Source organism: uncultured Dokdonia sp. (assembly GCF_937910895.1).
Classification (GTDB): Bacteria; Bacteroidota; Bacteroidia; order Flavobacteriales; family Flavobacteriaceae; genus Dokdonia.
Genome location: NZ_CALEMI010000132.1, coordinates 1 through 25,745 on the forward strand (window position 1 = coordinate 1; position 25,745 = coordinate 25,745).

21 protein-coding genes are annotated in these 25,745 nt (G+C 35.6%); 7 read left to right on the forward strand and 14 right to left on the reverse strand.

What is annotated here, in order from left to right:
• Positions 1-165: 165 nt before the first annotated feature.
• The 5 genes from Q0505_RS15760 to Q0505_RS15780 form a co-directional block, all read right to left on the reverse strand.
• The gene (locus tag Q0505_RS15760) at positions 166-345 is read right to left on the reverse strand and encodes a CPXCG motif-containing cysteine-rich protein (RefSeq protein ID WP_299214861.1); all 180 of its coding nucleotides are present in this window, start codon (positions 343-345) and stop codon (positions 166-168) included.
• Between the two features lie 47 nt (positions 346-392).
• Positions 393-1,757: a TolC family protein gene (locus Q0505_RS15765; protein ID WP_299214864.1), complete on the reverse strand. Its 1,365-nt coding sequence runs from the start codon at positions 1,755-1,757 to the stop codon at positions 393-395.
• On the reverse strand, positions 1,747-5,034 hold the full coding sequence (locus Q0505_RS15770) for an efflux RND transporter permease subunit (protein ID WP_299214867.1): 3,288 nt from the start codon (positions 5,032-5,034) through the stop codon (positions 1,747-1,749). The genes Q0505_RS15765 and Q0505_RS15770 overlap by 11 nt, the downstream gene beginning before the upstream one ends.
• A 3-nt stretch (positions 5,035-5,037) precedes the next feature.
• Complete coding sequence (locus Q0505_RS15775) at positions 5,038-6,168, reverse strand: HlyD family efflux transporter periplasmic adaptor subunit (RefSeq protein ID WP_299214871.1); 1,131 nt, start codon at positions 6,166-6,168, stop codon at positions 5,038-5,040.
• 222 nt (positions 6,169-6,390) lie between these two features.
• Entirely contained in the window at positions 6,391-8,304 is a 1,914-nt protein-coding gene (locus tag Q0505_RS15780) for an ABC-F family ATP-binding cassette domain-containing protein (RefSeq protein ID WP_299214873.1), read from the reverse strand.
• An 81-nt stretch (positions 8,305-8,385) separates the two neighbouring features.
• On the opposite strand from Q0505_RS15780, the gene Q0505_RS15785 reads away from it, so the two are divergent.
• Complete coding sequence (locus Q0505_RS15785) at positions 8,386-8,781, forward strand: DUF983 domain-containing protein (RefSeq protein ID WP_299214875.1); 396 nt, start codon at positions 8,386-8,388, stop codon at positions 8,779-8,781.
• A 5-nt stretch (positions 8,782-8,786) separates the two neighbouring features.
• Here the strand turns inward: Q0505_RS15785 and Q0505_RS15790 are convergent, their stop codons facing one another.
• The 9 genes from Q0505_RS15790 to Q0505_RS15830 form a co-directional block, all read right to left on the reverse strand.
• Positions 8,787-9,836 (reverse strand): FAD-dependent oxidoreductase, encoded by a 1,050-nt coding sequence (locus Q0505_RS15790; RefSeq protein WP_299214877.1) that lies wholly within the window; start codon positions 9,834-9,836, stop codon positions 8,787-8,789.
• Positions 9,837-9,962: 126 nt separating this feature from the next.
• On the reverse strand, positions 9,963-10,853 hold the full coding sequence (gene gldN, locus Q0505_RS15795) for a gliding motility protein GldN (RefSeq protein ID WP_299214879.1): 891 nt from the start codon (positions 10,851-10,853) through the stop codon (positions 9,963-9,965).
• Between the two features lie 12 nt (positions 10,854-10,865).
• The gene (gldM, locus tag Q0505_RS15800) at positions 10,866-12,431 is read right to left on the reverse strand and encodes a gliding motility protein GldM (RefSeq protein WP_299214882.1); all 1,566 of its coding nucleotides are present in this window, start codon (positions 12,429-12,431) and stop codon (positions 10,866-10,868) included.
• A gap of 48 nt (positions 12,432-12,479) precedes the next feature.
• A complete protein-coding gene (gene gldL / locus Q0505_RS15805) occupies positions 12,480-13,109 on the reverse strand; it encodes a gliding motility protein GldL (RefSeq protein WP_299214885.1) in 630 nt (209 codons plus the stop codon).
• Between the two features lie 66 nt (positions 13,110-13,175).
• Positions 13,176-14,549 carry a gliding motility lipoprotein GldK gene (gldK, locus tag Q0505_RS15810; RefSeq protein WP_299214887.1) on the reverse strand — a complete coding sequence of 458 codons (1,374 nt, stop codon included), beginning with the start codon at positions 14,547-14,549 and terminating at the stop codon, positions 13,176-13,178.
• Between the two features lie 109 nt (positions 14,550-14,658).
• The gene (locus Q0505_RS15815) at positions 14,659-15,825 is read right to left on the reverse strand and encodes a formimidoylglutamase (RefSeq protein ID WP_299214890.1); all 1,167 of its coding nucleotides are present in this window, start codon (positions 15,823-15,825) and stop codon (positions 14,659-14,661) included.
• Positions 15,826-15,828: 3 nt separating this feature from the next.
• Positions 15,829-18,318, reverse strand: a complete 2,490-nt coding sequence (topA, locus tag Q0505_RS15820) for a type I DNA topoisomerase (protein WP_299214893.1) — start codon at positions 18,316-18,318, stop codon at positions 15,829-15,831.
• A gap of 154 nt (positions 18,319-18,472) precedes the next feature.
• Positions 18,473-19,243 carry a hypothetical protein gene (locus Q0505_RS15825; RefSeq protein ID WP_299214896.1) on the reverse strand — a complete coding sequence of 257 codons (771 nt, stop codon included), beginning with the start codon at positions 19,241-19,243 and terminating at the stop codon, positions 18,473-18,475.
• A 55-nt stretch (positions 19,244-19,298) separates the two neighbouring features.
• A complete protein-coding gene (locus Q0505_RS15830; protein ID WP_299214899.1) occupies positions 19,299-20,213 on the reverse strand; it encodes a lipid A deacylase LpxR family protein in 915 nt (304 codons plus the stop codon).
• A gap of 256 nt (positions 20,214-20,469) precedes the next feature.
• On the opposite strand from Q0505_RS15830, the gene miaB reads away from it, so the two are divergent.
• The 6 genes from miaB to Q0505_RS15860 all read left to right on the forward strand — a co-directional run bounded on the left by miaB (position 20,470) and on the right by Q0505_RS15860 (position 25,715).
• Complete coding sequence (miaB, locus tag Q0505_RS15835) at positions 20,470-21,924, forward strand: tRNA (N6-isopentenyl adenosine(37)-C2)-methylthiotransferase MiaB (RefSeq protein WP_299214902.1); 1,455 nt, start codon at positions 20,470-20,472, stop codon at positions 21,922-21,924.
• Between the two features lie 97 nt (positions 21,925-22,021).
• Complete coding sequence (locus tag Q0505_RS15840; RefSeq protein ID WP_299214916.1) at positions 22,022-23,284, forward strand: sigma-54 dependent transcriptional regulator; 1,263 nt, start codon at positions 22,022-22,024, stop codon at positions 23,282-23,284.
• A 196-nt stretch (positions 23,285-23,480) separates the two neighbouring features.
• Complete coding sequence (locus tag Q0505_RS15845) at positions 23,481-23,996, forward strand: LptE family protein (RefSeq protein ID WP_299214905.1); 516 nt, start codon at positions 23,481-23,483, stop codon at positions 23,994-23,996.
• The gene (locus Q0505_RS15850) at positions 23,996-24,916 is read left to right on the forward strand and encodes a hypothetical protein (protein ID WP_299214907.1); all 921 of its coding nucleotides are present in this window, start codon (positions 23,996-23,998) and stop codon (positions 24,914-24,916) included. Before Q0505_RS15845 ends, Q0505_RS15850 begins: the two co-directional genes overlap by 1 nt.
• Positions 24,913-25,266, forward strand: a complete 354-nt coding sequence (secG, locus tag Q0505_RS15855) for a preprotein translocase subunit SecG (protein WP_299214910.1) — start codon at positions 24,913-24,915, stop codon at positions 25,264-25,266. Before Q0505_RS15850 ends, secG begins: the two co-directional genes overlap by 4 nt.
• 173 nt (positions 25,267-25,439) lie before the next feature.
• Positions 25,440-25,715, forward strand: a complete 276-nt coding sequence (locus tag Q0505_RS15860) for a co-chaperone GroES (protein ID WP_299214913.1) — start codon at positions 25,440-25,442, stop codon at positions 25,713-25,715.
• The last annotated feature ends 30 nt before the right edge of the window (positions 25,716-25,745 follow it).

A 25,745-nucleotide genomic window follows, 5' to 3' on the forward strand; every position in this document is an offset into this window, starting at 1 on the left:
TACCAAAAAGCGGACAGCAAAGATAACACGCATTCACCAATTAAAAACTAAAAAATAAATGTTTTTTGAAAATAATTTCAAATGACTGTAAAACAAGACTAAAAGTGAATTAAAACAAATAAAGCTCTTTGTTATTATAGATTTCTTACGGAAAGATAAGTACGATCATTGCTCGATACTCTCAGCTTGAAAAGATTGTAGTTCTCCTTGATCAAAAGCAACAGATACTTGTATAGGATTACAGCACACCTCACAGTCTTCTACGTAGGAAGCATTTACGGAAGGATCTAATAACATAGATATCTCTTCCCAGCAGTACGGACATTGAAAAAAATGCTCAAACATTCTATTATGTATTATTCTTTATAATTTTCCTTGTTATACTACAAGTTCTAAAATGCTACATTTAACAGCTGACCTGTAAGTTGTAGTAGTTGAAGTTCAGCTAATTTTGCAGTATACTTCGCCGCATTTTTTGTGACTTGTGCATTTAATAGATTTAATTGCGCCTGCCTAAACTCTACACTTGTAATCTGACCGAGTTTTAATCTTTCTTGCGAACGTGAAAAATTATCTTCATTTGTTCTCACATTTTGTGATTGGAGATCGTAAATGGTAAGTGCATTTTTGTAATTTCCTTTTGCGTTTGCAATATCACGTAGTACTTGTTGCTTCAATTGTTCTTTTACCAACTCTTGACTCTCACGAAAAATCTTAGCATTTTTAAGTGCAATTACTGATCTGCCTCCATCAAAGAGATTCCAACGTAATGTAGCTCCTGCAGCAAGAGAATTTGAAGTTCCTGTCGTACTTGGGAAAAACGCAGAGGCAGGATTATTAGAACGATTCCACCCGTAACTTCCTGTTAAGCCTACCGTAGGTAAAAATAATGCCCTTGCCGTTTTGATTTGATAACCACTAATAATGATATCTTGTTCTGACTGAAGTAAGGTCACATTGTTTTGTAATGCCTGTTCTATATGACTATCTACAATAAGTTGATTTACAAAAGTAACTGTTGTATCTGCCTGAAACTTATTTTCTAAATCTCTATTGAGAACTACATTAAGATCCCGTTGCGTATTTCTCAAACTCTGACGTGCATTTAATACGTTTATACTATCTGTAGTGATATCTACTTTTGCATTAAGTACCTGAAGTTTATTAACCTGCCCATAATCAAATTGATATTGTGCTCTCACGGCTCTATCTTTACTTACCCGAAGCGCTTCTTCCAAAATAATGACATTTTCTTTGAGTCTAGCTACTTCATAGTACACAGAAAAAAGCTGTAGCATCGTATTCTCTATGGTTTCGCGTGCTTCTAACTGCGTTAGATTATACTGTTCTTTAAGTTGTTTGTAATTATAATAACGCCCTAATCCATCAAATAAGGTGTAGTCTAGATTTATAGACGCATTATACCGAGTTGTCTCAGCACCTACAATTTCTATATCAGGCCTTGGGTTGCCTTCAGCGTTTGTAGCACCTCCAAAATCTGTATTACTGGAAGTTCTATCAAAGTTTGCGCCTGCATTACCTGTTAATGAGGGTAAAAAATCAGCATTGAGAATACTGGTATTATTTTCTGAAATTTCGACTTGATTATTTGCCAATTGAATTCCAAAGTTATTTTCAAGCATAAGAGATACCGCTTCTTCTTTGGAAAGTATTTTGGCTGGTATTTCTTGTGAGTACGCTTTCGCGAAAGCGAATACAACGAGAACAGAAAATATGCTACACTGCTTAAGATTCATAAGTTTGTTCTGTAATAGGTTCTGGGTGTGATTTTTCATTTTCTTCTAAAGCCTGACTTAACTCGTCATCTGAATGTAGATGTGACTCACTTTCTTTTTGTTCTTTGATCGCTCTCTCTACTTCTTCTTTGGTAACCTTACCTCCTACATACAACCACTTAAATCCAACTTTGATACTATTACTAAAGGAAAGAAAAATAGGTAACAAAATAAGCGTGAGTATGGTTGCAAATCCTATTCCGTATGCAATAGAAATTGCCATAGGAATTAAGAACTGTGCCTGTCTACTGGTCTCAAAAATTAACGGTGCCAGTCCTGCTATCGTAGTAATAGAGGTTAAAAAGATAGCTCTAAAACGAGAGCGACCTGCTTCATAAATAGCATCATCAAAGGTCATCCCTTCTTTCAGGTTGGTATTAAACTTCCCAATAAGTACTAGGCCATCGTTTACCATAATTCCGATAAGAGCGATAATTCCTAACATAGAAAGAATATTTAAAGGAAAATCATGTACCCAATGTCCCCAAGCTACAGCTGGCAAACTAAAAGGAACTAATAATATCAATAATATAGGCTGACTATAACTACGGAAGGTAAACGCAATCGTGATATAAATTAGTAATAATACGATAAGTCCTACAGGACCTAGGGAGTCCGTAAGCTTATTTGCTTCTCTATTTTGCCCTTCATAAGAAGGTGTTACTGTAGGATATTTAGACAGGATTTCTGGCATGATCTCGGTACGTATCTCTGCAACAACATCTGTAGCACTTGTCGCTTTAGGATCTTTTAAGTCTGCTGATATTTGTATTTCCCTTTGTCCTTCTAAATGATTAATAGCTACATCACCTCTTTGGATGGTATAGGTTGCAATTTCTTGAAGTGGCACACGATCTCCGTTGGGTAGAAGAATGCGCATCGCATCCATATCTGCAATAGAAGAGCGATCTTCTTTATCATAGCGTACCCACACACGTATTTCATCTTGACCTCTTTGGAAGCGTTGTGCTTGTGTGCCAAAAAATGCAGCGCGTACTTGCGCCATGACTAAGCTAAGGTTGAGTCCTAATGAATATGCCTGTTCTTTTAACTCTAGGCGTATTTCTTTAATTCCGGCAGGATCATTATCTGTAACGTCTTTTAAAAGTTCGTTTGATAGGAGGACGTCTTTCAGTTCTTTTTTGACTGCTTTTAATTCTTCTATGTTATTTCCTAGCAGGGACACCGAAACGGGACTTCCGCCAAAGTTTCCACCGCCACCAAAAACAAGACTCTCAGCGCCTATCACCTCGCCTACTTTTTCGCGTAAGCTATTTGTTACTAATGCCGATGTAATTGCGTCTGGACGTTCTTCTCCAGGTAATAAGTTCATCGTTAAGGTTGCTGCAGCTGTTCCCGGTCCTAAATTTTTTATAATATTTTCTGTGAGTTCTTTACCTGTACCTGCAAGGTACTTTTCTGTAAGTTCTTTATTTACCTCTATGGCTTTTTCTTCTATAAAAGAGATAATACTATCTGTCACTTTCTCATTGGTTCCGTTAGGCATATTGAGCGTGATCTGAACACGATCACTCGCAATTTGCGGGAAGAAAGCGCCTCGTATAATACCTGCTCCAAAACTTCCTACGGTTAAAAGAATGACAAATAGAAATATAGATACTGTAATAAGTTTATAGCGAAGCGTTGTTGTTAAGATAGGACTGTACACACGATCTCTAAGCCAAGTCATAATACCATCTCCAAATGTATTCACATATCTCAGTTTTGAAAATAGCTTTCCTATAGTTGTTGTAGGTTTCTTTCCTTCTTTACGTAGGGCTTTTGAGTGTGCCAAATGCGCAGGTAGGATAATTAATGCCTCGACCAATGAGACTGTTAGTGTTAAGATAACGACAACCGATACTTCTCCAAAAAATTCTCCGATACGACCATCTAGAAAAAGAAAGATCCCAAATGCTAGTAAGGTGGTTATAATTGCAGATACAATAGGAGGAATTACTTCCATTGTACCATCTATTGCTGCTTGAATAGGTGCTTTTCCTTTTTCGTAATGTTGGTATATATTCTCGGCAATGACAATCCCGTCATCTACCAGAATCCCAATCACGATAATCATCCCAAATAGTGAAAGTACATTAATCGTTACGTTAAAATAAGGAGCCAACATAAACATTCCTAGAAATGCAACAGGCAATCCAAAGGCTACCCAAAAAGCTAATCGTGTATTTAAGAAAAGACTCAAGAAAATTAACACCAGAATCATTCCTATAATAGCATTTTCTGTAAGGAGTGCTGTACGTTGTACTAATGTTTTAGAAAGGTCTGAGATCACACTTAGCTGAACATTATTATACTTTGCATTAAAGTCTTCTATATATTCTTTTACTTTCTCGGCGCTAGAAATAAGATCTTCTGAGTTGGTACTTGTAATCACTACATCAAGGGAGGTCTCTCCGTTATAAAAAGTAGCATTAGGAGTTTCTGAAAAACGATCTCGCACAATCGCTATATCTTTTAAGCGTATGGTGCGTCCCGTAGCGTCTGCTCTTACAATTATATTTTCGAGCTCATTTCCGTAATAAGATCTATTATTGGCTCTAATTAAGTATTCTTCAGCATCTGCTTTTACAGTTCCTCCAGTGGTTAGAATATTTGTTCTTGAGACGGCTTGTGCCACTTCATCAAAAGAAATATTATAGGCGAGTAAGTTATTTTCGTTTACAGCTATTTCAATTTCTTCATCTGGATATCCAGAGATACTAATTTGTGATATGCCTTGTATTCCTCTAAGGTCGTTTTCAATTTGACGTCCTATTTGTTTTAAGGTGGCTAGTGGAATATCTTTCCCGCTTACCGCGAAAGAAATGGTTTGTCGTACTGATTCTAGCTTTGACACCACCAAAGGCTCCATTCCTGAAGGAAAGGAGGGTACTCGATCTACTGCATTCTTTACTTCCAGAAGCATAAAATCGATGTTTTCTCCTTTTTCTATTTCGACATTAATGCTTCCACTATTTTCTCTCGAAGTAGAGGTTACCCTGTCTACACCAGCTAATCCTTTAAGGTTGTCTTCTATTTTTAAGACAATGCCTTCTTCTACCTCTTGTGGAGAAGCTCCAGGATATATAATAGTAATTAATATGTTTTTTGAATCTACTAATGGAAAAAAGGAAGATCGCATAGATAGTGCTCCCAAAATTCCTAAGACAGCAAAAGCGATGACAATTACATTTACAGCAACGTGGTATCTTATAAAGTAAGAGATTAGTTTTCTCATGACTTACTCGGTTTTTGCTGTCTTGTTTTTTTCATATACTTTTACCCTCATTCCAGCATACGCTCCTGGAACTGGTTTATTCACGAGAATGGTACCGTTAGGCACTCCTTTAATCACGACCGTTTTTTCAGAAAAATAAACAGGTTTTACATCTATGATATCAAGAATGGTGTCTCTTACTACAAATAATTGTTTTTCTGATTGTAATAAATTTCTATCGATGGTGATGGCGTCTGTCTCTTGGCGTGCATTTAGTTTTGCTTCGAGATACATTCCTTCACGAAGTGACTCATCTTTTACTTCGATAAAAGCAGTGATGGTTTGAGATGCTTGTTCTATGTTTCCATTGATACGTGTGACCACACCTTTGTACTCTTTTGAATCGTCTAGATTTTTTAAAGTAACTTCTTTCCCCACTTTCAATAAATCTGCATAGGTCTTACTGATAGCCACTGGAAGTTCATAAATTCCAGTTTCTATAAACTCCCCTATTTTTTGTCCGCTACGAACTAAGGCTCCTTCGGTCACATTTGCCTCAGTTAGTATTCCGGTATAAGGGGCTACTATACGATATTTGTACAATCGTTGTTCTAAGTTTTTTACATTATAATACGACGTAAGGATATTACGTCCTGTTATAAAATAGCGCTCTTTATCTGAAGTGATTTCTGGTAGCTCTGATAATGATTTATTGATATTATATGAATTCACATATAACTCCCATTTAGCGTAAGCCTCTGGATAATCTAATCTTAAATCTGGTAGTATAGCGGTAATTTGATTGATCAAATTGCTTTTCTGAGAATTTACGGTTGCTCTAAACTCTGAAGCGTCTAATCGCAAAAGCGTTTCTCCTTTTCTAAAAACCTGTCCTGGCTTAAATACTTTGCTGCCTCCAATAAGTACACCTTGAACTTCTGAATATAATTCTACTCTACGCTTAGCTGTCAGATTTCCGTTGGCTTCAATTACTATAGGGACAAGACCATTTTGAACCGTATCTACAAAAACAGTTTTTACTACAGGCTTTGGTTTTGGTCTCTCTTTTTTGTCCAAGTCAAAAAGCTTGATCATAGCAAAGCCGCCTAAGGCAACAATTAAGAGACTAACAACAATTTGTAAAACTATTCTCATAAATTCTGGGTTGGTTATATCGAGCTCATAACATTTCCTTAATTTTTATCAAGGGATTGTTAAAGCACAAAAGTATGCACGCTCTTTCTATCATTTCGTTAAAAAACTCACAATTTAAATATACTTCGATTTTAATCCTTGATAATGAATTAGAAATATGAAAATATATAATCTGTGGCTAGTTTAAAAAAGGCATTGCATCTACTTTTTCAAGAACCAAAACTAAGATAGTTTTTCAATGTGCCCTGAAGTTGTTTCCCAATCTTCCATTAATTGATCAAGGTCTTTCTTTTTATTTTGATAATTATCAAAGAAATTAGGTTTTGATACTGTTGTATCATAATCAATTTCCATTTCTACATCAATGGCTTTGATTTCTCGTTCTAATTTATTGATCTGAGATTCTATTTTGCTCAATTTATTATTAAGACCTTTCAGCTTTTTCTGATCTTCATAGGATTGCTTATTATCTTTCTTAGCTTCAGCTTTTACGGGTTGGTCATCTCTTTTTTCTATTTCGCGCAAGCTTTCAACTTCTCTTTCTCCTAGATAATAATCTATATCTCCTAAATATTCTTTAATGCGATGGTCTTTAAATTCATATACCCGATCTGTAAGTCCTTGTAAGAAATCTCTATCATGCGACACAACAATAAGTGTCCCTCCAAAATTTCTTAATGCCTCTTTTAATACATTTTTGGATTTTATGTCAAGATGATTGGTAGGCTCATCCATCACGAGTACGTTAAAAGGTTGTAGCATCATTTTGGCGAGTGCTAACCTATTACGCTCTCCTCCTGATAAGACGCGTACATACTTATCTGCTTCTTCTCCTCTAAAGAGAAAAGATCCTAAAATATCGCGAACTCTTGGTCTTGTTTTCTCATCGGCGGCGTCAATCATGGTTTCTTCTACCGTTTTGCTACCGTCTAAATATTCTGCTTGATTTTGCGCAAAGTATCCTATTTGTACATTATGTCCTAATTTAAGGTTTCCCTCACTTTCTAATTCACCAACTATAATTTTTGCTAACGTGGACTTCCCCTGTCCATTTTGACCTACAAATGCCGTTTTTGTATCTCTTTCTACTAAAAGATCTATCCCATTCAGTACTTTTTTATCACCATAACTCTTTCCTATGGATGCTGCTTCTATCACTACTTTCCCAGGTGTAAGTGATATAGGAAATTTAAGCGTCATCACACTATTATCATCTTCATCTACCTCAATACGATCTATCTTATCTAACTTCTTGATAAGAGATTGTGCCATGGTTGCTTTAGAAGCTTTCGCTCTAAATTTTTCAATGAGCTTCTCTGTTTGTTCGATTTGCTTTTGCTGATTCTTCTGCGATGCTAATTGTTGTTCTCGTAATTCTTGGCGTAAGATCAAATACTTGCTATACGGCTTCGGATAATCATAGATGCGCCCTAGCGAAATTTCAATCGTACGATTAGTTACATTATCTAAGAACATTTTATCATGGGATACAATGGTAATAGCTCCCGAGTAATTTTTTAAAAAATTTTCTAACCAAATAATAGATTCTATATCTAAATGGTTGGTAGGCTCATCCAGCAATAAAATATCATTACTCTGCAATAATAGTTTTGCAAGCTCTATACGCATACGCCATCCTCCAGAAAAAGTATCTGTAAGTTTATCAAAGTCTTCTCTTTTAAATCCTAACCCTTGAAGAATACGCTCAGTATCACCTTGATAGTTATAACCCCCATGTATCTCATATTGATGCTGGATATCATTAAGGTCTATCATTAATTGATTATAACTCTCACTATCATAATCTGTACGTTCAGATAGCTGTATGTTGATCTCTTCTAGTTGCTTTTCTAGCTGTTTTATTTCAGCAAACGCTTCATAAGATTCTTCTAGGACGGTGCGACCTTCTACAAAGTCAATGTCTTGCTTAAGAAATCCTATTTTGATTTCTTTTTCTATGGCAATCGACCCCGTATCATACTCCTGTTCACCAGAGATAATACGTAGCATGGTAGACTTACCTGCCCCATTTTTACCCACTAATCCTACCCGATCACCAGCATTAAGCCGATAGGTTATTTCTTCAAAAAGATATTCTCCTTGAAAGGATACTGAAAGATTGTGAATATTAAGCATGCTTAAATAGATAAAAGTTATGACCTCCTCAAAAAGAAGAGTGCAAAGATGCTTAAATTTGTACTCTAAATCAACATCCTTATGGCATTTTTAAAAGGAACAAAATTGAATAGTATTCTATTTGGCAAATGCCCAGTTTGTCAGAACGAATCTATGTATAAACAATCAAATCCTTATATTCTCTCCCAAACATTGGATATGCACGAGCGCTGTGCACATTGTAATACCAAATATAAGATTGAGCCTTCCTTTTTTTATGGAGCTATGTACGTAAGTTATCCTGTAGGAATTATGTTTGCGTCTATCGCTTTTGCGATCACCTATTTCTTTATCGGAGCTACGCTAGTGAATACATTTTTAGCTATTGTAGGCACTATGATTGTATTTTTACCTATTATTATGAGGCTTTCGCGAAACATCTGGATCAACTTCTTTATGACGTATGATAAAACCAAAGATCAACTAGCAGATTCTTAGTCATCTTATTTTTTTCCGAAACGCGTTATATTTATTTCTTCTGGTAGATTTTTTCCATTTTCTAAGTGTTCATAAAGATCTATTGCTAGCATTGCAGACATCATAATACCTCGTGTTCCTAATCCATTAAAAATAGCTAATTGGGGAAATTCTGGATGCGTTCCTAATAAAGCTCTACGATCGCCTACAGTAGGTCGTATTCCTACTTCTTGATCTACAATTTCATAGTCACAAGAAATCAACGAAGTTAGTTTTTCTATAAGTTCTGTTCGCGCTTCTTTTGTAGGGTTGGTATCTTTATCTTTCCAATTAAAGGTAGCTCCCACTTTATATAAGTTGTCCCCGAGAGGAATGACAAAAAAAGAGGTCTTAATAGCTGCTGCTAGTTTTAAATCTTCTGCTTTTATAATAATATATTCTCCTTTATTTCCTACAAGCGGTAATTGTTTAAAATAAGGATTCTTTTTAAGCCCATACCCTTCAGCAAAAACAATACGCTTTGCACGGATTCCTTTGTAGATCACTCCTTGATCTATGCATTCAATTTCTGAATGTTCAAAGTCCGCTTTCGCGAAAGCGTTCTTAGTCTCAAGATATGCCTGATATTTTTTTTGAAGCTTCTTAATATCAATTCGCCCCGTTTCTAAAACTTGCCCATAGGCATGCGGAGCCTTTATATGTGGATTATGATCAGGAACGAGCATAGGAGAAATAAACCGACAAAGTTCTGGTTGATCTGAAGCAGCAAACCAATTATTCTGGTCTTCTACAGATGAGAATACTTTTTGAACAGGCAACTCATATAAACAACTCGCCTGAATTTTTTTTTCAATTTTTCTAAAGTAAGGAACAGCGATATCTAATTGCGCAGTTGCTTTCCATGGCAGTGTATATCTTTTTAAAATAACAGGATTGTATAAGCCTGCGGCTACGCGACTTGCTCCATCTACTCCATTATCAAAAACGATAAATGCCTTATTTGCATTTTCTAACTGTTCGCAAAAAGCAATTCCAGCCAATCCTAAACCAACAATAATATAATCTACTTCTTGCATACCAAACAAAGATACTAATGTATTGAATAGATAGAAGCTTAGAGTGAACTATTACTTGAAATAGTGACATAAAAAAAGGTCATTTAGATATTATCTAAATGACCTTTTACATTGTTTAGAACTATATTAATAATTCCAAAGATCTTGTTCAAGATCACGTATAGATTCTTTAATGCGAGTAGATTCCAATAACTGCATCATTGCATTATTATTAATATACTCTTTTACTCTACGATCTCCTTGTACATTATCTTCTCTATAAATAATACCACTAAAGCGTCTACTATTTAATAAGTGATCAAAGGATATAGGCATTGAGGTGTTTTTTCGATTAAAGGCTTTTGCTTTATGCAATACCTCTCTAGCACCTGGGAACCATACCCAGAAAAGCTCAATATCTTCTTGAGTAGGATCATCTAAAAAGTTTACATCTCCAGAAACTGGAGCGATCCCTAGCAAACGATACTTAAGTTCTCCTTGGCGTTTATCTACATACCAATATCCTCTTATATGATACGCATTGATATCTTGAGCCGTAATACGTCTCGTTTCAATGTTGTAATCAGAAATTGGTAAACCTTCGTTAAGTTCTCTATATCCATCATCAGTTGTATCTGTTACTTTAAGTGCCGCAGATATATCGTCTAATGTGATCTTATTTGTAAAATATGAATCATCATAAATGGCATCTATTGTACCATTCTTAATGTTTTCCATTAAGACTTGGTATAATGAACGTCTATCTGATCCTATATTAAGTGTATCAATAGGGTAATACAATGGGAAATTAACACGCTCATCTAGATCGACTACCTCCCATGTGTTTTTAGACCATAGAACATCTCTTTTTTCTACGTATCCATAAGGAAGCGGCGCATCATTATCATTTGCTTTTTGCTCATCTGTAATGGCGAACATTTCATCTGGTGTTTTTGCATTAAGGATATTCCCTTGTGCAAATACAGAAGATGTCATTACAAAAGCAAATGCTATTAGAATTAGATTCTTAAGATTCATAATTATAAAATATTAGTTTGTTAACTCTATAAGAACGGGTGAAATCTTTCTTAAATTGTATGATGAGTTTCCTTGTATTTTTGCTTTGATATCAAAGATTTGAACAACATCACCTCTTTTCACCTTTTTAAGAGCATTTCTTGCAGCATCATTTAGTTTAGTTCCTTGAACTAACACTGTTGCTGATCCAGGTGCTTTAAATTTAAAGCTATCTACTCTCAGATTTAATTCAAAATCAAAGTCTGGCAATGCTGCTCCAACGGGTGCAGCTCCAACAGCTTCTCTTGTCATCTTAAGTGATCCAGAATCATCGTTACGCATCGTTCCTACGGGACGAGGAATATCTTTGATACGGAATGTTGCGTTATCAGAAACTGCTCCTCCATCTGGTAGCTTAGCATTAACGTTAATCGTTACTTCTTTACCTGTGCTTGGAGACATCATATAACTAGATCCTTTAACACGATTTAATCCCTTACCACTAGCAGTAACATTACTATCATCAACACCAGCAAATGTAATCGTCATTGGATTTTGAACCCCACGGTAAACTACATTCATCTTATCGGCAGCGATAGTCGCTGAATTAGGTTTATTAATAGTAGTAAAAGTTTGATTTACTTCTACAGGAACTTCTTTTCCATCTTGAAGATATACTAATGTACCTGTAATATCGTGATCACCAACGCCACCAGTATTTACGCCTAGAACTAATTTACCACCGTCAAAACTAATCTTGTCATTAGGAATTGCACGACCGTCTAATTTAAGTTCTACACGAGATGGTTTTGTAGATGCATCTACACGACCTAAAGAAAGAACTCCGTCGAATGTAGAACCTGTATAATAAGCTCCTTTTGACGTAGTCATAACCGTCTCGTAGTTATCCAATTTTGCTAACTGCTTAAGGTTACCAGAAAGTAATTTAGATAATAATTCATTTTCAACAACTTTAATATCGTTTTGAATCTGAGTCATCTTGGTCACAGAAGATACCATTGGAAAACCAACAAAGTGGTAATTAATGTAGTCTTTAGTTACTTTACCCGTTCCTTCACCAATAGTTATAGAACCTGTACTAAAATCTTCTTTGACTTGATCAACCAATGCTTGATTACCTTCTAACAAAGGCAACATCCCATTACGATACTTATCCATCTCATCTAAGAAACGCTGACCCTCTTTAGAGATCTTTCCACTCTTGTAATATCTCTCATCAAGAAATTGCGTCTGGTCCATCGTCTCATAGTCATCTCGATCTTCAATATCATTCCCTTTGTATATAGCTTCTTTTTCAGATTCTAAGAAGTCATAAAAAGTTTTAGAAATATCAGCGGCTATTTGTGCGGTAGAGGCTGCTTTTGCAAACTCTTCGTTTTCACTAGATTTCTTTTTAAGATCGGCTAATGCGAGATTATTTTTAGATTCAAAACTATTATTTGATCGTCCTAATTTTTCATTTATCGATCCAAATGCCGATAATACCTCTTTTGACATATTAAGTGCTAGCATCGCTATAAACACTAAATACATCAGGTTAATCATTTTCTGCCTTGCAGATAATTTTCCTCCTGCCATGTTTCTAATTTTTAGTTTTAATTAATAAAATAGTTATAAAACTAAAAGTTAGTTCTTAGACATTGCAGACAACATGCCTCCATATACACCATTAAGAGAAGAAAGGTTTGTAGCAAGACTTTCCATTTGCTCTTTAAGTTTCCCAGCGTTCTGAGTTACTTGCTCATTGATCTCAGCCTGACGACTAGAAGACTCTACTTGAACTTTATAAAGGCTATTTAATGATTCCATTTGCGCTGCTGCAAGTGCCATCTCTTGGCTGTATTTTTTAGTAGAATTCATTGCTTCTACAGTAGGAGTGATTTCTTTTGCCGCTCCTTCAAAATTACGGATACTGCTTCCTAAGCTAGCCATTAACTCACCGTCAATTTTAGCTTCTTTAAGCATACTATCTAATTTTTGAGAAAGAATACCTTCAGCATCTTTTGGAGCTTCTTTTTTTCCTTTTGACTGACCTCCAGCTAATTCTGGGTACACCAATGCCCAGTCCAGGTCTTCATCTACTGATTCAAAAGCTGAAACAACAAATACTGCAGCTTCCGTAAGCAATCCTACAATAAGCATCTCGTTTCCATAAGGCCAGTGCATAATTTTAAATAAGGCACCTACAATTACTACTGCAGCTCCTAGTCCGTAGACCATATTCATTAGTTTCTTACCAGATTTTGATTTTGCCATGATAATTTAATTTTTTTGTTAAGGTTTAGATTTAGTTATATATAATTTGGGGTATTAAATACGATGTTATTTAGGTGCTTTACGTAGGTTCACCTTTTCATCAAGTCCTAAGAAATCCTGTACTGTTCTGAATCCGATATAGCTTCGAGCTGAATCTTGGTATTCATAATCACGAGAACTTACTTGGAGAAAATAAGCTACATCTTTCCAAGAACCACCGCGAATTACTTTTCTTCTATTAGAAGTGTCATTTACGTTAGGATTCATTGTAGACATATACTCATATGAGTTAGGGTCGTAAGAAGACGCTACCCATTCTGAAACGTTACCAGCCATATTGTATAGGTTATAATCATTAGGCTCATAAGCGTCTGCCTCTACAGTGTACAATGCTTGGTCTGCACCATAATCACCTCGTAAAGGTTTAAAGTTTGCTAAGAAACAACCTCTATCATTTTTTGCATAAGGACCTCCCCAAGGGAAATCTGCTCCTTCAAGTCCACCACGAGCGGCATATTCCCACTCAGCTTCTCCAGGAAGTCTAAAACGATTTATAAATTGTTTTTTCTTTGTTTTTTGATATTCATTCTTGTGTAGTGTTCTCCACTCACAGAATGCTTTTGCTTGCATCCAATCTACACCTACTACTGGGTAGTCACCGTAAGCATCATGCCAGAAATAATCATTGTGCATAGGCTCGTTATATGAGTATGCAAAATCTTTAATCCACACAGTCGTATCTGGATATACTTTTACTCTTTCGGTCTTTATGTAATCTTTACGTTTACCATTTTTAACTCTTGCAGCAGCTTCTATATCCAAATACGTATATCTGAATTCTAATTTATCTACATCAATAGTACGCTGCCCATTGTAGGCTTCTTCTACAGGAATATACATGGTATCCATAACTTCTGAATAATATTCATCTGGATAATCATTTGTATCCCATATAATATCTATTTCTTTATTAAGCTTACGACCTTCAAAGCCGGTTTCGCCTAATCCATAATAGTTATCATACATGTATTGTTGATATGGATTTAGATTTTCAGTATCACCATCAGCAAATGCAAAGTCGCCAATACCGCCACTTCCTGGGGTTTCCCCTAAGTCGTCTGCCATAATAGCAAGTTTTGTACGTACAATGGAATCTCTTACCCAATGTACGAACTGTCTATACTCTGAATTTGTGATTTCTGTTTCGTCCATGTAGAATGAACGTACTGTCACGGTCTTTGTAGGGGCATCTTCTACGGCAGCGATATCATCATCACTTTTTCCCATTATGAAGGCTCCTCCTGATATTAAGGTCATTCCATAGGGCTTCTCTGGATGCCAGCTCTTGCCTTTAACTCCGACAAGCTCTCCTCGATCATTTCCTTTGCCACAACTGTATAACAAAGTCATTATCGCAATAAATGCAACACACTTTTTCATAGGATATAGGTTAAGTATTCTAGATTTTAGGACGTAAACCTATTTATTTATTTTCAAATAAACAATTTATTTGCCTAAAACCTTTCATTCTAATTTTAGTTAGTACTGGTTATACCTCATTCTTTTTGCGCGCCTTGTACCATCTTTCTGGTATATTTTGGTTACAGCCATCTAGATAGTCTTGATGCGTGCAAGGTAATAACGTATGCCTTTTCAATTTATTATTCAAACCAGAAATAAATGGTATTTCTATCCACCATCTTTCGGTTTTTTTACTCTTATAATAAGTAAGCACCTCATCATCAATAGGTACTTGATAGGTAATAAAACTTCCTTTTGCTACATCCAAATCTTCATTGGTTCTATAATTGACTCCTTCTATAAAATACCAAAGCATCTGAGCAACAAGCATAGCTGCGGTTTCTTCATGTACATCGTTCTTGTATTCAAAAATACCAAACGAGCTTACTTTATCGCTAATTCCTGCATACCGACAAATGGCACAAATCTCTTTTCCTTCAAAACCATTAGGTATTTTATTATGTCTATAACTCAATTCACTGCTTTTTATAGACCCCATATCTACAACAACGATATCTGCATCTCGCATAACAGGCTCTACACTCTTAATGTGTGCTGTAACATTCCCGAGACGATACGCATCAAAATAGAGACGATCCATCAAATTTATTTCTTCTTGTGAATTAAAGTATGTCTGAAATCCTATATTGCTATAATTAAATAGATTATAAGGTTTATCTACTATAATTTTACCTACATAGGAATGGTGCTCTAGAGACTTGCTTGTATCTCCTAAGTCAAACCGACTATCCACATTTACAAGATTTACCATCTGATCTAATTTATCATAAGATCTATAAATAGGATATACCAAGTCTTGACTCCCTCCTAAAAAAACAGGAATGATTTTTATTTTAACGAGTGCTTCTGTAATAGTTCTAACCGCAAAATAGGTGTCTTCAACACGATCCCCTTTATCTATGTCACCAAGATCTGCTATCGAGGTATGCCAATTACCAGGAAATAATTCGTAAAAAGCTCTTCGAATCTCTGTAAAAGAAATAGTCTCCCCTAAGTGATCCTGATCTCTTCTATTTTCGCGTAAGCCAATAATAGCTATTTTAACGCCTTGTAGATCAGGAAAACCTTCACGCTCGCTATGCACTCTAATTGTATTGCCTATACATTGATGGTGTAATAACTGAATATGCGCTATAGCCACATCTGTCACGGGCAACAAAAAATCAAATGTCATTGCTTATTTCTTTTTTGCTGTTGGTTTTTTACGTGTAGTTTTCTTTTTAGGCGCTTGTTTTTCTATAATATCTAGCACTTCTTGCAAGGTTAGCTTTGACGCATCTACAGTTTTAGGCAATTCGATCTTAGTTTTACCTTTAATAATATTAGACCTTCCCCAGCGTGCTTTCTCAACACGTATGCCTTCTGCCTCAAAATTATGAATCACTTTATCTATCTCTTTTTGCTTCTTATCTTCAATAAGTTGAACAATATCTTCATCTGAGAGATTATCAAAATCATATTTTTTATTGACGTTAATAAACATTCCGTTCCATTTTATAAAGGGTCCAAAACGACCTGTACCTTTCTGGACAGGTAAATCTTCATACATATATATAGGCGCGTCTGCGGCTTGTTTTTCTTTAATATATGTAATTGCCTCATCAAGATCTACATCCATAGGATCTCTTCCTTTTGGGAGAGAAACAAAAACTTTTCCAAAGCGCACATAAGGTCCAAAACGTCCATTATTAACTTGTACCTCTTCGTTTTTATAAACCCCTAAATCTTTAGGTAGTTTAAAAAGATCCATCGCCTCTTCATAGGTAATACTACCCAACTGTTGATCTGGCCCTAGACTCGCAAATTGAGGCTTCTCTTCGTCTTCTACAGTTCCTATTTGCACCATAGGCCCAAATTTACCTAATCGAACGCTCACAGGCTTCCCTGTTGCAGGGTCTGTCCCTAAAACTCGCTCCCCTACTTCTCTATCAGCATTTTCCTCAACATCTTTTACTCGTGGATGGAACTCTTGATAAAATTCTCTCATCATCGTAGTCCATTCCTGCTTTCCTTCGGCTATGTCATCAAAATCTTGCTCTACTTTTGCTGTAAAGTTATAATCAAGAATATTTTCAAAATGGTTGACTAAAAAGTCATTTACGACCATACCTACATCTGTAGGTACTAATTTTCCTTTATCAGAACCTACCGTCTCTATCAGTTTCTTTTCTGTCAATTTACCCTTTGAGAGCTTCAACACATCATAAGATCGCTCTGTTCCATCTATCGTTCCTTTCTCCACATACTTACGGTTTTGAATCGTAGTAATGGTTGGTGCGTATGTAGATGGTCTTCCAATACCAAGCTCTTCTAATTTTTTAACCAGTGATGCCTCTGTGTATCGGTAAGGAGGTCTTGTAAATCTTTCTGTCGCTGTTATAATTGAGTTTTCAAGTGTTTCTCCTTTTCTTAAAACAGGAAGCAATCCTGCTTCTTCTTCATCATCATCGTCATTACTTTCTAGATATACTTTTAAAAACCCTTCAAATTTTAACACTTCTCCATTTGCAGTAAAATTATCTGTTCCTGCAGAAGATGCTATTTGAACATTAGTACGTTCTAGTTTTGCTTCACTCATTTGAGAGGCAATGGCACGTTTCCAAATAAGCTCATATAATCTTGCTTGATCTCTATCTATATTTACAGAATGACGAGAGAAATCTGTTGGGCGTATCGCTTCGTGAGCTTCTTGCGCTCCTTTTGATTTTCCTTTATAATTTCGCTCTTTGCTAAAAGCTTCTCCATAGGCAGAGATAATTTCTTCCTTAGCTGCATTTTTTGCATCTACAGATAAATTGACACTATCTGTACGCATATAGGTAATAAGCCCTGCTTCGTACAAACGTTGCGCGAGTGTCATCGTCTTACTTACTGAAAAGTAGAGCTTACGACTCGCTTCCTGCTGGAGTGTTGATGTTGTAAATGGAGGTGCTGGCGATTTTGATGCCGGCTTTGTGGTAAGCGCTGCAACTTTAAATTGCGCATTTACATTTTTTTCAAGAAACTCTTTTGCTAAAGCTTTACTCGTAATATTTTTAGGAAGTTTTGCTTTGAATGATTTTCCTTCTTCATTTGTAAAAGTTGCATCTACTCTATAAGAAGCCTCGGCAGAGAAATCTTGAATCTCTCGTTCTCTTTCTACAATAAGACGTACAGAAACCGACTGTACTCTTCCTGCAGACAAACCTCCTTTGACTTTACGCCATAATACTGGAGATAATTCATAGCCGACTAATCGATCCAAAACACGTCTTGCCTGTTGTGCATTTACAAGATGGTAATCTATTTTTCTTGGATTTTCTATGGCGCGAATAATAGCTGACTTTGTAATCTCATGAAATACGATACGCTTGGTACGCTCAGGAACTAATCCTAATTCTTGTTCCAAGTGCCAAGCAATAGCTTCTCCTTCACGGTCTTCATCACTAGCTAGCCAAACCATTTCTGCTTTATTTGCAAGGTCTTTCAGCTTTTTGACTACTTTTTTCTTATCATCAGAGACAATATAATTTGCCTTAAAATCACCATCTACATTTACTCCTAATTCCTTAGAAGGTAAATCTGCTATGTGACCAAAACTACTTTCAACCTTATAGTCTTCTCCTAAAAATTTTTCAATAGTTTTTGCCTTTGCAGGTGACTCTACAATGACGAGATTCTTTGCCATACTTCTTTTTTTTTGGGACTACAAAAGTAGATGAAATATTTAATTTAAAATTCCATCTTGGACAATTCTCTTAAAAAAGACCAAAAGAAGCCCACTTAAACAAACTGTTTTATAGGATATTACGCTTTCGCGAAAGCGTATAAAAAAGAAAATACTACGCTCCTATTTGAGCAATAGCATCGTCATCTTCATAAAAACCTACTACTTCTTTGTATATAAAATAGGGTGGCAAGTACACAAAAGATGCTGTAAAAAGAACACCAATACCACATAATATTAAACCAGCGAATTGAGCTAACAAACCAGACACTATGATTAATAAAAAGGCAATAAGCCACTTCTTCGTACCTAAGTTAAACGACGCATAGATCACTTCCTTTACAGATAATTCTGGATTAAAAGCAAAAATGACACTTATAAATTGTAGCGGAATTATTACGTAAAAAATAGGAACAACACATAGCAAGTAAGAAGCAATACCAATTCCCACAGTAGCTAAAGAAAGAACAAACAGTTTCTTTATATATTTCTTTTTAAAAAACATCCCCCAATTCACTCCTTGCTCACTTTCCAACCCTCGATCTCTCATACGTACCTGACGATAAAAAGCCGCCTGCAAGCCCATAGAAAAAAAGCTCATAGCCGCTATGACTACTATATAAAAAACACATATCCCTATCAGAAACAAAATAGATGCCGCATCACTCACCTCAACTCCTTCTCCTCCATCCAAAATAAAAACTCCTGCCATTAAGGGTATATAAAGAATAAACATAACTCCAAATACAACACTAAATATGATCAATTGCATCAAAAATCCCTGTAGCCATATTTTTTGAAATAGGCTAAAAGCATTATTAAATACATCCCCAAAATCTACAGATGCATTCTTATGTATTTTTTCTTGAATTTCTACAAACGTCATTACTAAAATTTTGAGCGAAAATAAATGAATTAATAATATCGTATCCTATCTAATATTAAAACGACCTTGCTATAGTCATGGCTGTATATTGCAAACGACCTTCTCTTGCAGTTTCCTTAGTCGTGTAGTTATATACTATACTATAGGTAGTACAGTTTTTTCTATATACAATACCAGATATAAATCTTCCAATAGAAGGGACGGCGTCTAGTGTAAATGGGGAGTCATCGCCAAAAGGATGCCCTTCTATAAGTGCATTATTGATTACATATCTATAGGCAACTCCTACATACCCATAAAATTCTCGCTCACCTCCTATTCGATCAAACGCCGAACTTGTTGCTAGCGATGATCGTTTTCCAATAAAGGTTCGCACTTCTTGATCTACATACGAAAGTCGTGTCCCCAAAGATGCAGTAGATTGCAAGGAGATATTTTTGAGCCAATAGGAAGAATTTAAAAGAACGTTTGTAATGTACTTGCCTTGAAAATTTAGATGTATGCTATTTGCTATTTGACCTTCCCATACAGGAAGAAAAGTATTGATAAGTTCATGATATTTTATTTGGAGATCTTCTGCTAAGGACTGTGGTCCCACTAGTCCAAACTCTCCTTGTAATGACCATATATGAGTTTTTTTAACCTTAGAAATTAGACCTGATATAAATAAATACCCTGCATACGGTCGTTCTAAAAGATCAAAATCCCTTTCAAAGAGTTCTCTAGGCGTATAGGTTTCTTGTCCTAGTCTCAAGTCTAATTGTATAGGTGCATCCTTTTCTCTTTTAAATATAAAATCTCCTTCAAGCAAACGACTATACCCAATAAAAGTCCCCGTCGTATAATAGCGATCTATAGCAAAAACAAAATCATTATCATGCTGCAATGATACTTGTTGTTTATAGGCTTCTTGAGAAAAGAGAGTGACACTAAAGAAAAGAAATACATATAATAAAGCTGTATTTCTCAAAATAGATATCTGTTTAAAAAATATATGTATACAACACGTACTATTTTCCATAGAATTAAAGCGTCAACAATCCGTTTGTCGAAAAAAATAAAAATTATTTAGATGAAGATTTTTTTAGTTCTTGCCCCTGATCTTTCAATAAACGTCTAAAGTAGTAAAACTACACTCAAAAATAAAACTGCCACTTTGTCACAATGCCAAGTAAACTGTATCTTTGTACGATCATTGACAATTAATTTTAGAGTCAATCAAAAGAATGGAGAAAATAATCGACGAACATAAACAAGGAGAAGCCTTAACTATAGAAGGAAACACAGGCAATACTAAAAAACTTTTTATAGAAAGTTATGGTTGCCAGATGAATTTTTCTGATAGTGAAGTCGTTGCTTCTATACTTGCGAAAGAGGGGTATAATACAACACAAAATCTTGAAGAAGCAGATTTAGTTCTTGTAAATACCTGTTCTATACGAGAGAAAGCTGAAATAACAGTACGCAAACGCCTAGAAAAATATCAAGCTATTAAACGAAAAGAAAATCCAAATATGAAAGTAGGGGTTTTAGGTTGTATGGCTGAGCGTTTAAAAAGCAAGTTCTTGGAAGAAGAAAAAATTGTCGACCTCGTTGTGGGTCCTGATGCCTATAAAGACATTCCTAATTTACTAAGTGAAGTAGAAGAAGGTCGAGATGCCATCAATGTGATTCTTTCAAAAGAAGAAACCTATGGAGATATCTCACCCGTACGATTACAAACCAATGGCGTAACTGCTTTTGTATCTATCACCAGAGGATGTGATAATATGTGTACATTCTGTGTGGTTCCATTTACACGCGGGAGAGAGCGTAGTCGTGATCCACAATCTATTCTAGAAGAAGTAAAAGACTTAGTTTCTAAAGGATATAAAGAAGTAACACTTCTGGGTCAAAATGTAGATTCGTATCTATGGTATGGTGGTGGACTCAAAAAAGATTTTGAAAAAGCCAGCGATATGGCAAAAGCTACTGCGGTAAACTTTGCGCAGCTTATGGATATGGTCGCTATCGCATATCCTAAACTACGTATTCGTTTTTCTACAAGCAATCCTCAAGATATGACACTAGATGTTATTGAGGTAATGTCAAAACACAAAAACATTTGCAACTATATCCATTTACCAGTACAAAGCGGAAGCGATCGTATTTTAAAATTAATGAATCGCCAACACACCGCTGCCGAGTACAAAACACTCATAGATAACATCAAACATATCATACCAGACATTGGGATTAGTCAAGATATGATTACTGGATTCCCTACAGAAACCGAAGAAGATCATCAGGACACCCTAGATCTCATGAATTATGTAAAGTATGACTATGGCTTTATGTTTTATTATTCAGAACGCCCTGGTACACTTGCAGAACGTAAAATGGAGGACGACATTCCGTTAGAAACTAAAAAACGTCGTCTTCAAGAAGTGATCGATTTACAAAGAGAGCTTTCAAGAAAGAATCTAAAAAAATACTTACATAAAACCGTAGAGATTCTTATTGAAAGACAATCTAAAAAGAATAAAAATGAATGGAGTGGTCGTAATGATCAAAACATCGTAGCGGTCTTCCCTAAAGGCAACTATAAAATGGGTGATTACGTCAATGTAAAAATTAATGAGTGTACCACGGGAACACTCATCGGAGAAGCCACTGGGTATGCTCAGTATTGGCTGGATTAAATTTGTAAAAAGTACGCTTTCGCGAAAGTGAAGTTCATACCGAGCTAGCCGAAGTACGAAAGCGTATAAAAAGATATCCACCTTTGTGGACATAGATATGGAAAGTATTCAAGCAGTAAAACAACGATTTGGCATCATAGGAGATAATCCTAAACTAAACCGCGCTATCGAAAAAGCCATCCAAGTAGCTCCCACAGATATTTCTGTATTAGTTACCGGAGAATCTGGGGTAGGTAAAGAAAGTATTCCAAAAATTATCCATTCTTTATCTCATAGAAAACATAATAAATACATAGCTGTAAACTGTGGAGCTATCCCAGAAGGAACGATAGACAGTGAACTTTTTGGTCATGAAAAAGGAGCTTTTACAGGAGCTACCCAAACCAGAAGTGGTTACTTTGAAGTTGCCGATGGCGGTACTATCTTTCTGGATGAAGTAGGCGAACTCCCCTTACCTACACAAGTACGTTTATTAAGAGTATTAGAAAACGGAGAATTCTTAAAAGTAGGATCTTCAAAAACGCAAAAAACAGATGTTCGTATCGTGGCTGCCACCAACGTAGAAATGTTTGAAGCCATTGAAGACGGAAAATTTAGAGAAGATTTGTATTATAGATTAAGTACGGTAGAAATTAGTTTGCCACCCTTGAGGGAACGTAAAAATGACATTCATTTGCTCTTTAGAAAGTTTGCTTCAGACTTTGCTATGAAGTACAAAATGCCCACCATTCGTCTAGATGAGCAAGCCACTCAGCTTCTCATTCAATACAGATGGGCAGGTAATATTAGACAGCTACGTAATGTCGCAGAGCAAGTTTCTGTACTAGAACAAAATCGTTCTATCACAGCAGATACCATACAGCAGTATCTCCCTGACATGGGGAGCAGGCTCCCTGCGGTTGTAAACAAAAAAGAATCATCAGACTTTTCTAATGAGCGTGAGATTTTATACAAAATATTATTTGATATGAAATCTGATCTTAATGATCTTAAAAAACTCACCTTAGAGCTCATGAAAAATGGAAACACTGAAGATGTGAGAGAAGAAAACGAATCTCTTATTAATAAAATATACAGTAAAGAAGATACCTATGACACTGCCGAAGAAGTCATGGAAGTATTACAAATCCCAGAACAAGCAACTCCAATAAAGCCTCCTCCTACAATAGAAACCAAAGAAGATCCGTATCACTTTGCTGAAGAAATTGAAGAAGAAGAGACCCTATCTTTACACGATAAAGAACTAGAGCTTATAAAAAAATCCTTAGAACGTCATAAGGGAAAACGTAAAGCTGCTGCAGATGAACTAGGCATAAGCGAGCGTACATTATATAGGAAGATTAAACAATTTGATTTATAATTTTATAAGATCATTGTATATTACTTAAGGAATTTTAACAGGCATTAGCCGTTGTATCAGTATAAAATGAGCATGAAAAAATTATTTTTCACGTATTCTTAGCTAAGAATAATTATTTATGCGAAAGCGAAGCGGTTGATCTAAGTAGAAGATTTTTATTTAGTTCATTTCAAATGAACTAAAAATTTTAAACTAAATGAAAAAAACAATTACTATACTATTTGCAATTTTATGTTGCTTTACTTTTCAAGGATGTGGATTTTACTCCTTTAGTGGTATCTCTATCAGTGAAAACATTAAAACATTCCAAGTAAACTTCTTCCAAAACCAAGCACCTATTGTAGAGCCTGGTATTGATCGTACATTTACGTTTGCATTACAAGATTTAATTCAAGATCAAACTAATTTGAGTCTTGTCCCTAATAACGGCGAGCTTCTTTATGAAGGAGAAATTGTAGAGTACTACATAGCGCCTCAAGCGTCTACCTCCGACAACACTGCTGCTCAAAACAGACTTACTATTGCTGTAAATGTGCGGTATTATAACAACACAAAAACCGATGGCGAAGATGATTTTGAGAAACGATTTTCTTTCTTTTCCGATGTGCCAGCTACAACACAATTAGTAGGAAGTGCTCTTGATGTAGCATTAGAAGAAATTTTTGATCGTATCACACAAGATATTGTCAATGAATCATTGGCTAAGTGGTAATGAATACGCAAGCCTTTACATATCTCTTAGAACATCCAGAACATATCACGAGTTCACACACTACCGATATTCGGAGTTTAATAGATGAATTTCCTTATTTTCAAAGTGCACACGCTCTCTATATTAAAGGGCTCAAGAACCAAGAAAGTTTTGCTTATAACAAAGCCTTAAAAATAACGGCAGCACACACAACAGACAGAGCTGTTTTATTTGAATACATCACGTCAGACGTGTTTGATCAAAATGAAATAAGTACTCAAATTAAAGCACAGGAAACGCACTTAAGAACTTTAGATATAGAAGATCTACAAGATGTATCGCTACAAGTACAGCAAGAAGAACAAGAAAAAGCTTCAAAAATTTTAGATCCCAATTTATTTGTAAAAAAAGAGAACTCCGACATCACAAAACGTTCTCCAAAAGAAATACTCTCTGTTGGAAAACCCTTAGAATTTGAGCCTAATGAGGTGCACTCTTTTCAAGAATGGATGCAGTTATCTAGGTTTTTACCTATAAAAAGAAAGGGATCACCACAGGAAACAAATCGAGAGCAAGTAACAACCTCGCCTCCCAATACAGACAAAAAACTTGAGTCGTCTCTAGTAGTAGATTCCCAAGAAACAAATACTCACATCAAAAAACGTAAGCAAGACATTGTTGACTCTTTTATAACATCTAATCCTAAAATTCAATTTTCACCAGCTACAATTTTACCTAAAAAAAATCTCGCAAAAGAATCTTTCATACCTTCTGAAGCCTTGATGACAGAGACCTTAGCACGTGTTTATGTAGAGCAAAAAAACTATAAAAAAGCAAAGCAAGCTTATCGAATTTTAAGTTTGAAATATCCAGAAAAAAGTGGTTTCTTTGCAGACCAAATTCGAGCAGTAGAGCAATTAGAAGAAAATAAAGAATTATGAGTACTACATTTTACATCTTTTTAGTATTAATCGTTATAGTAGCCTTTTTACTAGTCGTAGTTATTATGGTACAAAACCCTAAAGGTGGAGGATTATCTTCTTCTTTTGGTGGTGGTGGAACCCAACAACTTGGTGGTGTTCAGAAAACAACAGACTTTCTTGACAAAGCCACTTGGGGATTAGCAACCATTTTATTGGTACTTATCTTATTAAGTAATATTTCAATTTTTGGAGATAAAGGAGTTGAATCTCAAATATTTGACCAAAATGCTGTACCTACTACAGCCCCTGTTGATGTCCCTACTTCAGATGATACGACAACTGATACTCCAAATGGAGGAGGTCAATAATAAATTGATTTTATAAAATATAAAAATGTCAACTTTTCAAGTTGGCATTTTTTGTTTGACACCGTTTGTCATTGACCGCTGTAAATTTGTCAGCATTCCACAACTGGCACAATTACTGACTTATTTATAGGGTAAAACTTAATTTAATTAACCTTAATAATACGAATCAAAAAATGGCTTTAAACATTAAACCACTTGCTGATCGTGTAGTGATAGAACCACTACCAGCAGAGACACAAACCGCATCTGGACTTTATATTCCTGATTCGGCACAAGAAAAACAACAAAAAGGAAAAGTTGTTGCTGTAGGCTCTGGCAAAAAAGATTATGATATGACTGTAAAAACAGGAGACATTGTTCTTTACGGAAAATATGCAGGTACCGAGCTTAAACTAGACGGCATTGATTATATGATTATGAAAGAAGAAGATATTCTTGCTATCGTATAATACGTAAAACTAAACCACTACAAATATCAT

Bases quoted from the DNA above. Each gene is read 5' to 3' on its own strand.
- Q0505_RS15770 (WP_299214867.1), bottom strand. From the start codon at position 5,034: ATGAGAAAACTAATCTCTTACTTTATAAGATACCACGTTGCTGTAAAT.
- Q0505_RS15845 (WP_299214905.1), top strand. From the start codon at position 23,481: ATGAAAAAAACAATTACTATACTATTTGCAATTTTATGTTGCTTTACT.
- miaB (WP_299214902.1), top strand. From the start codon at position 20,470: ATGGAGAAAATAATCGACGAACATAAACAAGGAGAAGCCTTAACTATA.
- Q0505_RS15860 (WP_299214913.1), top strand. From the start codon at position 25,440: ATGGCTTTAAACATTAAACCACTTGCTGATCGTGTAGTGATAGAACCA.
- gldK (WP_299214887.1), bottom strand. From the start codon at position 14,549: ATGAAAAAGTGTGTTGCATTTATTGCGATAATGACTTTGTTATACAGT.
- Q0505_RS15760 (WP_299214861.1), bottom strand. From the start codon at position 345: ATGTTTGAGCATTTTTTTCAATGTCCGTACTGCTGGGAAGAGATATCT.
- Q0505_RS15825 (WP_299214896.1), bottom strand. From the start codon at position 19,243: ATGACGTTTGTAGAAATTCAAGAAAAAATACATAAGAATGCATCTGTA.
- Q0505_RS15850 (WP_299214907.1), top strand. From the start codon at position 23,996: ATGAATACGCAAGCCTTTACATATCTCTTAGAACATCCAGAACATATC.
- Q0505_RS15785 (WP_299214875.1), top strand. From the start codon at position 8,386: ATGGCATTTTTAAAAGGAACAAAATTGAATAGTATTCTATTTGGCAAA.
- Q0505_RS15815 (WP_299214890.1), bottom strand. From the start codon at position 15,825: ATGACATTTGATTTTTTGTTGCCCGTGACAGATGTGGCTATAGCGCAT.
- Q0505_RS15775 (WP_299214871.1), bottom strand. From the start codon at position 6,168: ATGAGAATAGTTTTACAAATTGTTGTTAGTCTCTTAATTGTTGCCTTA.
- secG (WP_299214910.1), top strand. From the start codon at position 24,913: ATGAGTACTACATTTTACATCTTTTTAGTATTAATCGTTATAGTAGCC.
- Q0505_RS15840 (WP_299214916.1), top strand. From the start codon at position 22,022: ATGGAAAGTATTCAAGCAGTAAAACAACGATTTGGCATCATAGGAGAT.
- gldL (WP_299214885.1), bottom strand. From the start codon at position 13,109: ATGGCAAAATCAAAATCTGGTAAGAAACTAATGAATATGGTCTACGGA.
- Q0505_RS15790 (WP_299214877.1), bottom strand. From the start codon at position 9,836: ATGCAAGAAGTAGATTATATTATTGTTGGTTTAGGATTGGCTGGAATT.
- gldM (WP_299214882.1), bottom strand. From the start codon at position 12,431: ATGGCAGGAGGAAAATTATCTGCAAGGCAGAAAATGATTAACCTGATG.
- topA (WP_299214893.1), bottom strand. From the start codon at position 18,318: ATGGCAAAGAATCTCGTCATTGTAGAGTCACCTGCAAAGGCAAAAACT.
- gldN (WP_299214879.1), bottom strand. From the start codon at position 10,853: ATGAATCTTAAGAATCTAATTCTAATAGCATTTGCTTTTGTAATGACA.
- Q0505_RS15765 (WP_299214864.1), bottom strand. From the start codon at position 1,757: ATGAATCTTAAGCAGTGTAGCATATTTTCTGTTCTCGTTGTATTCGCT.
- Q0505_RS15780 (WP_299214873.1), bottom strand. From the start codon at position 8,304: ATGCTTAATATTCACAATCTTTCAGTATCCTTTCAAGGAGAATATCTT.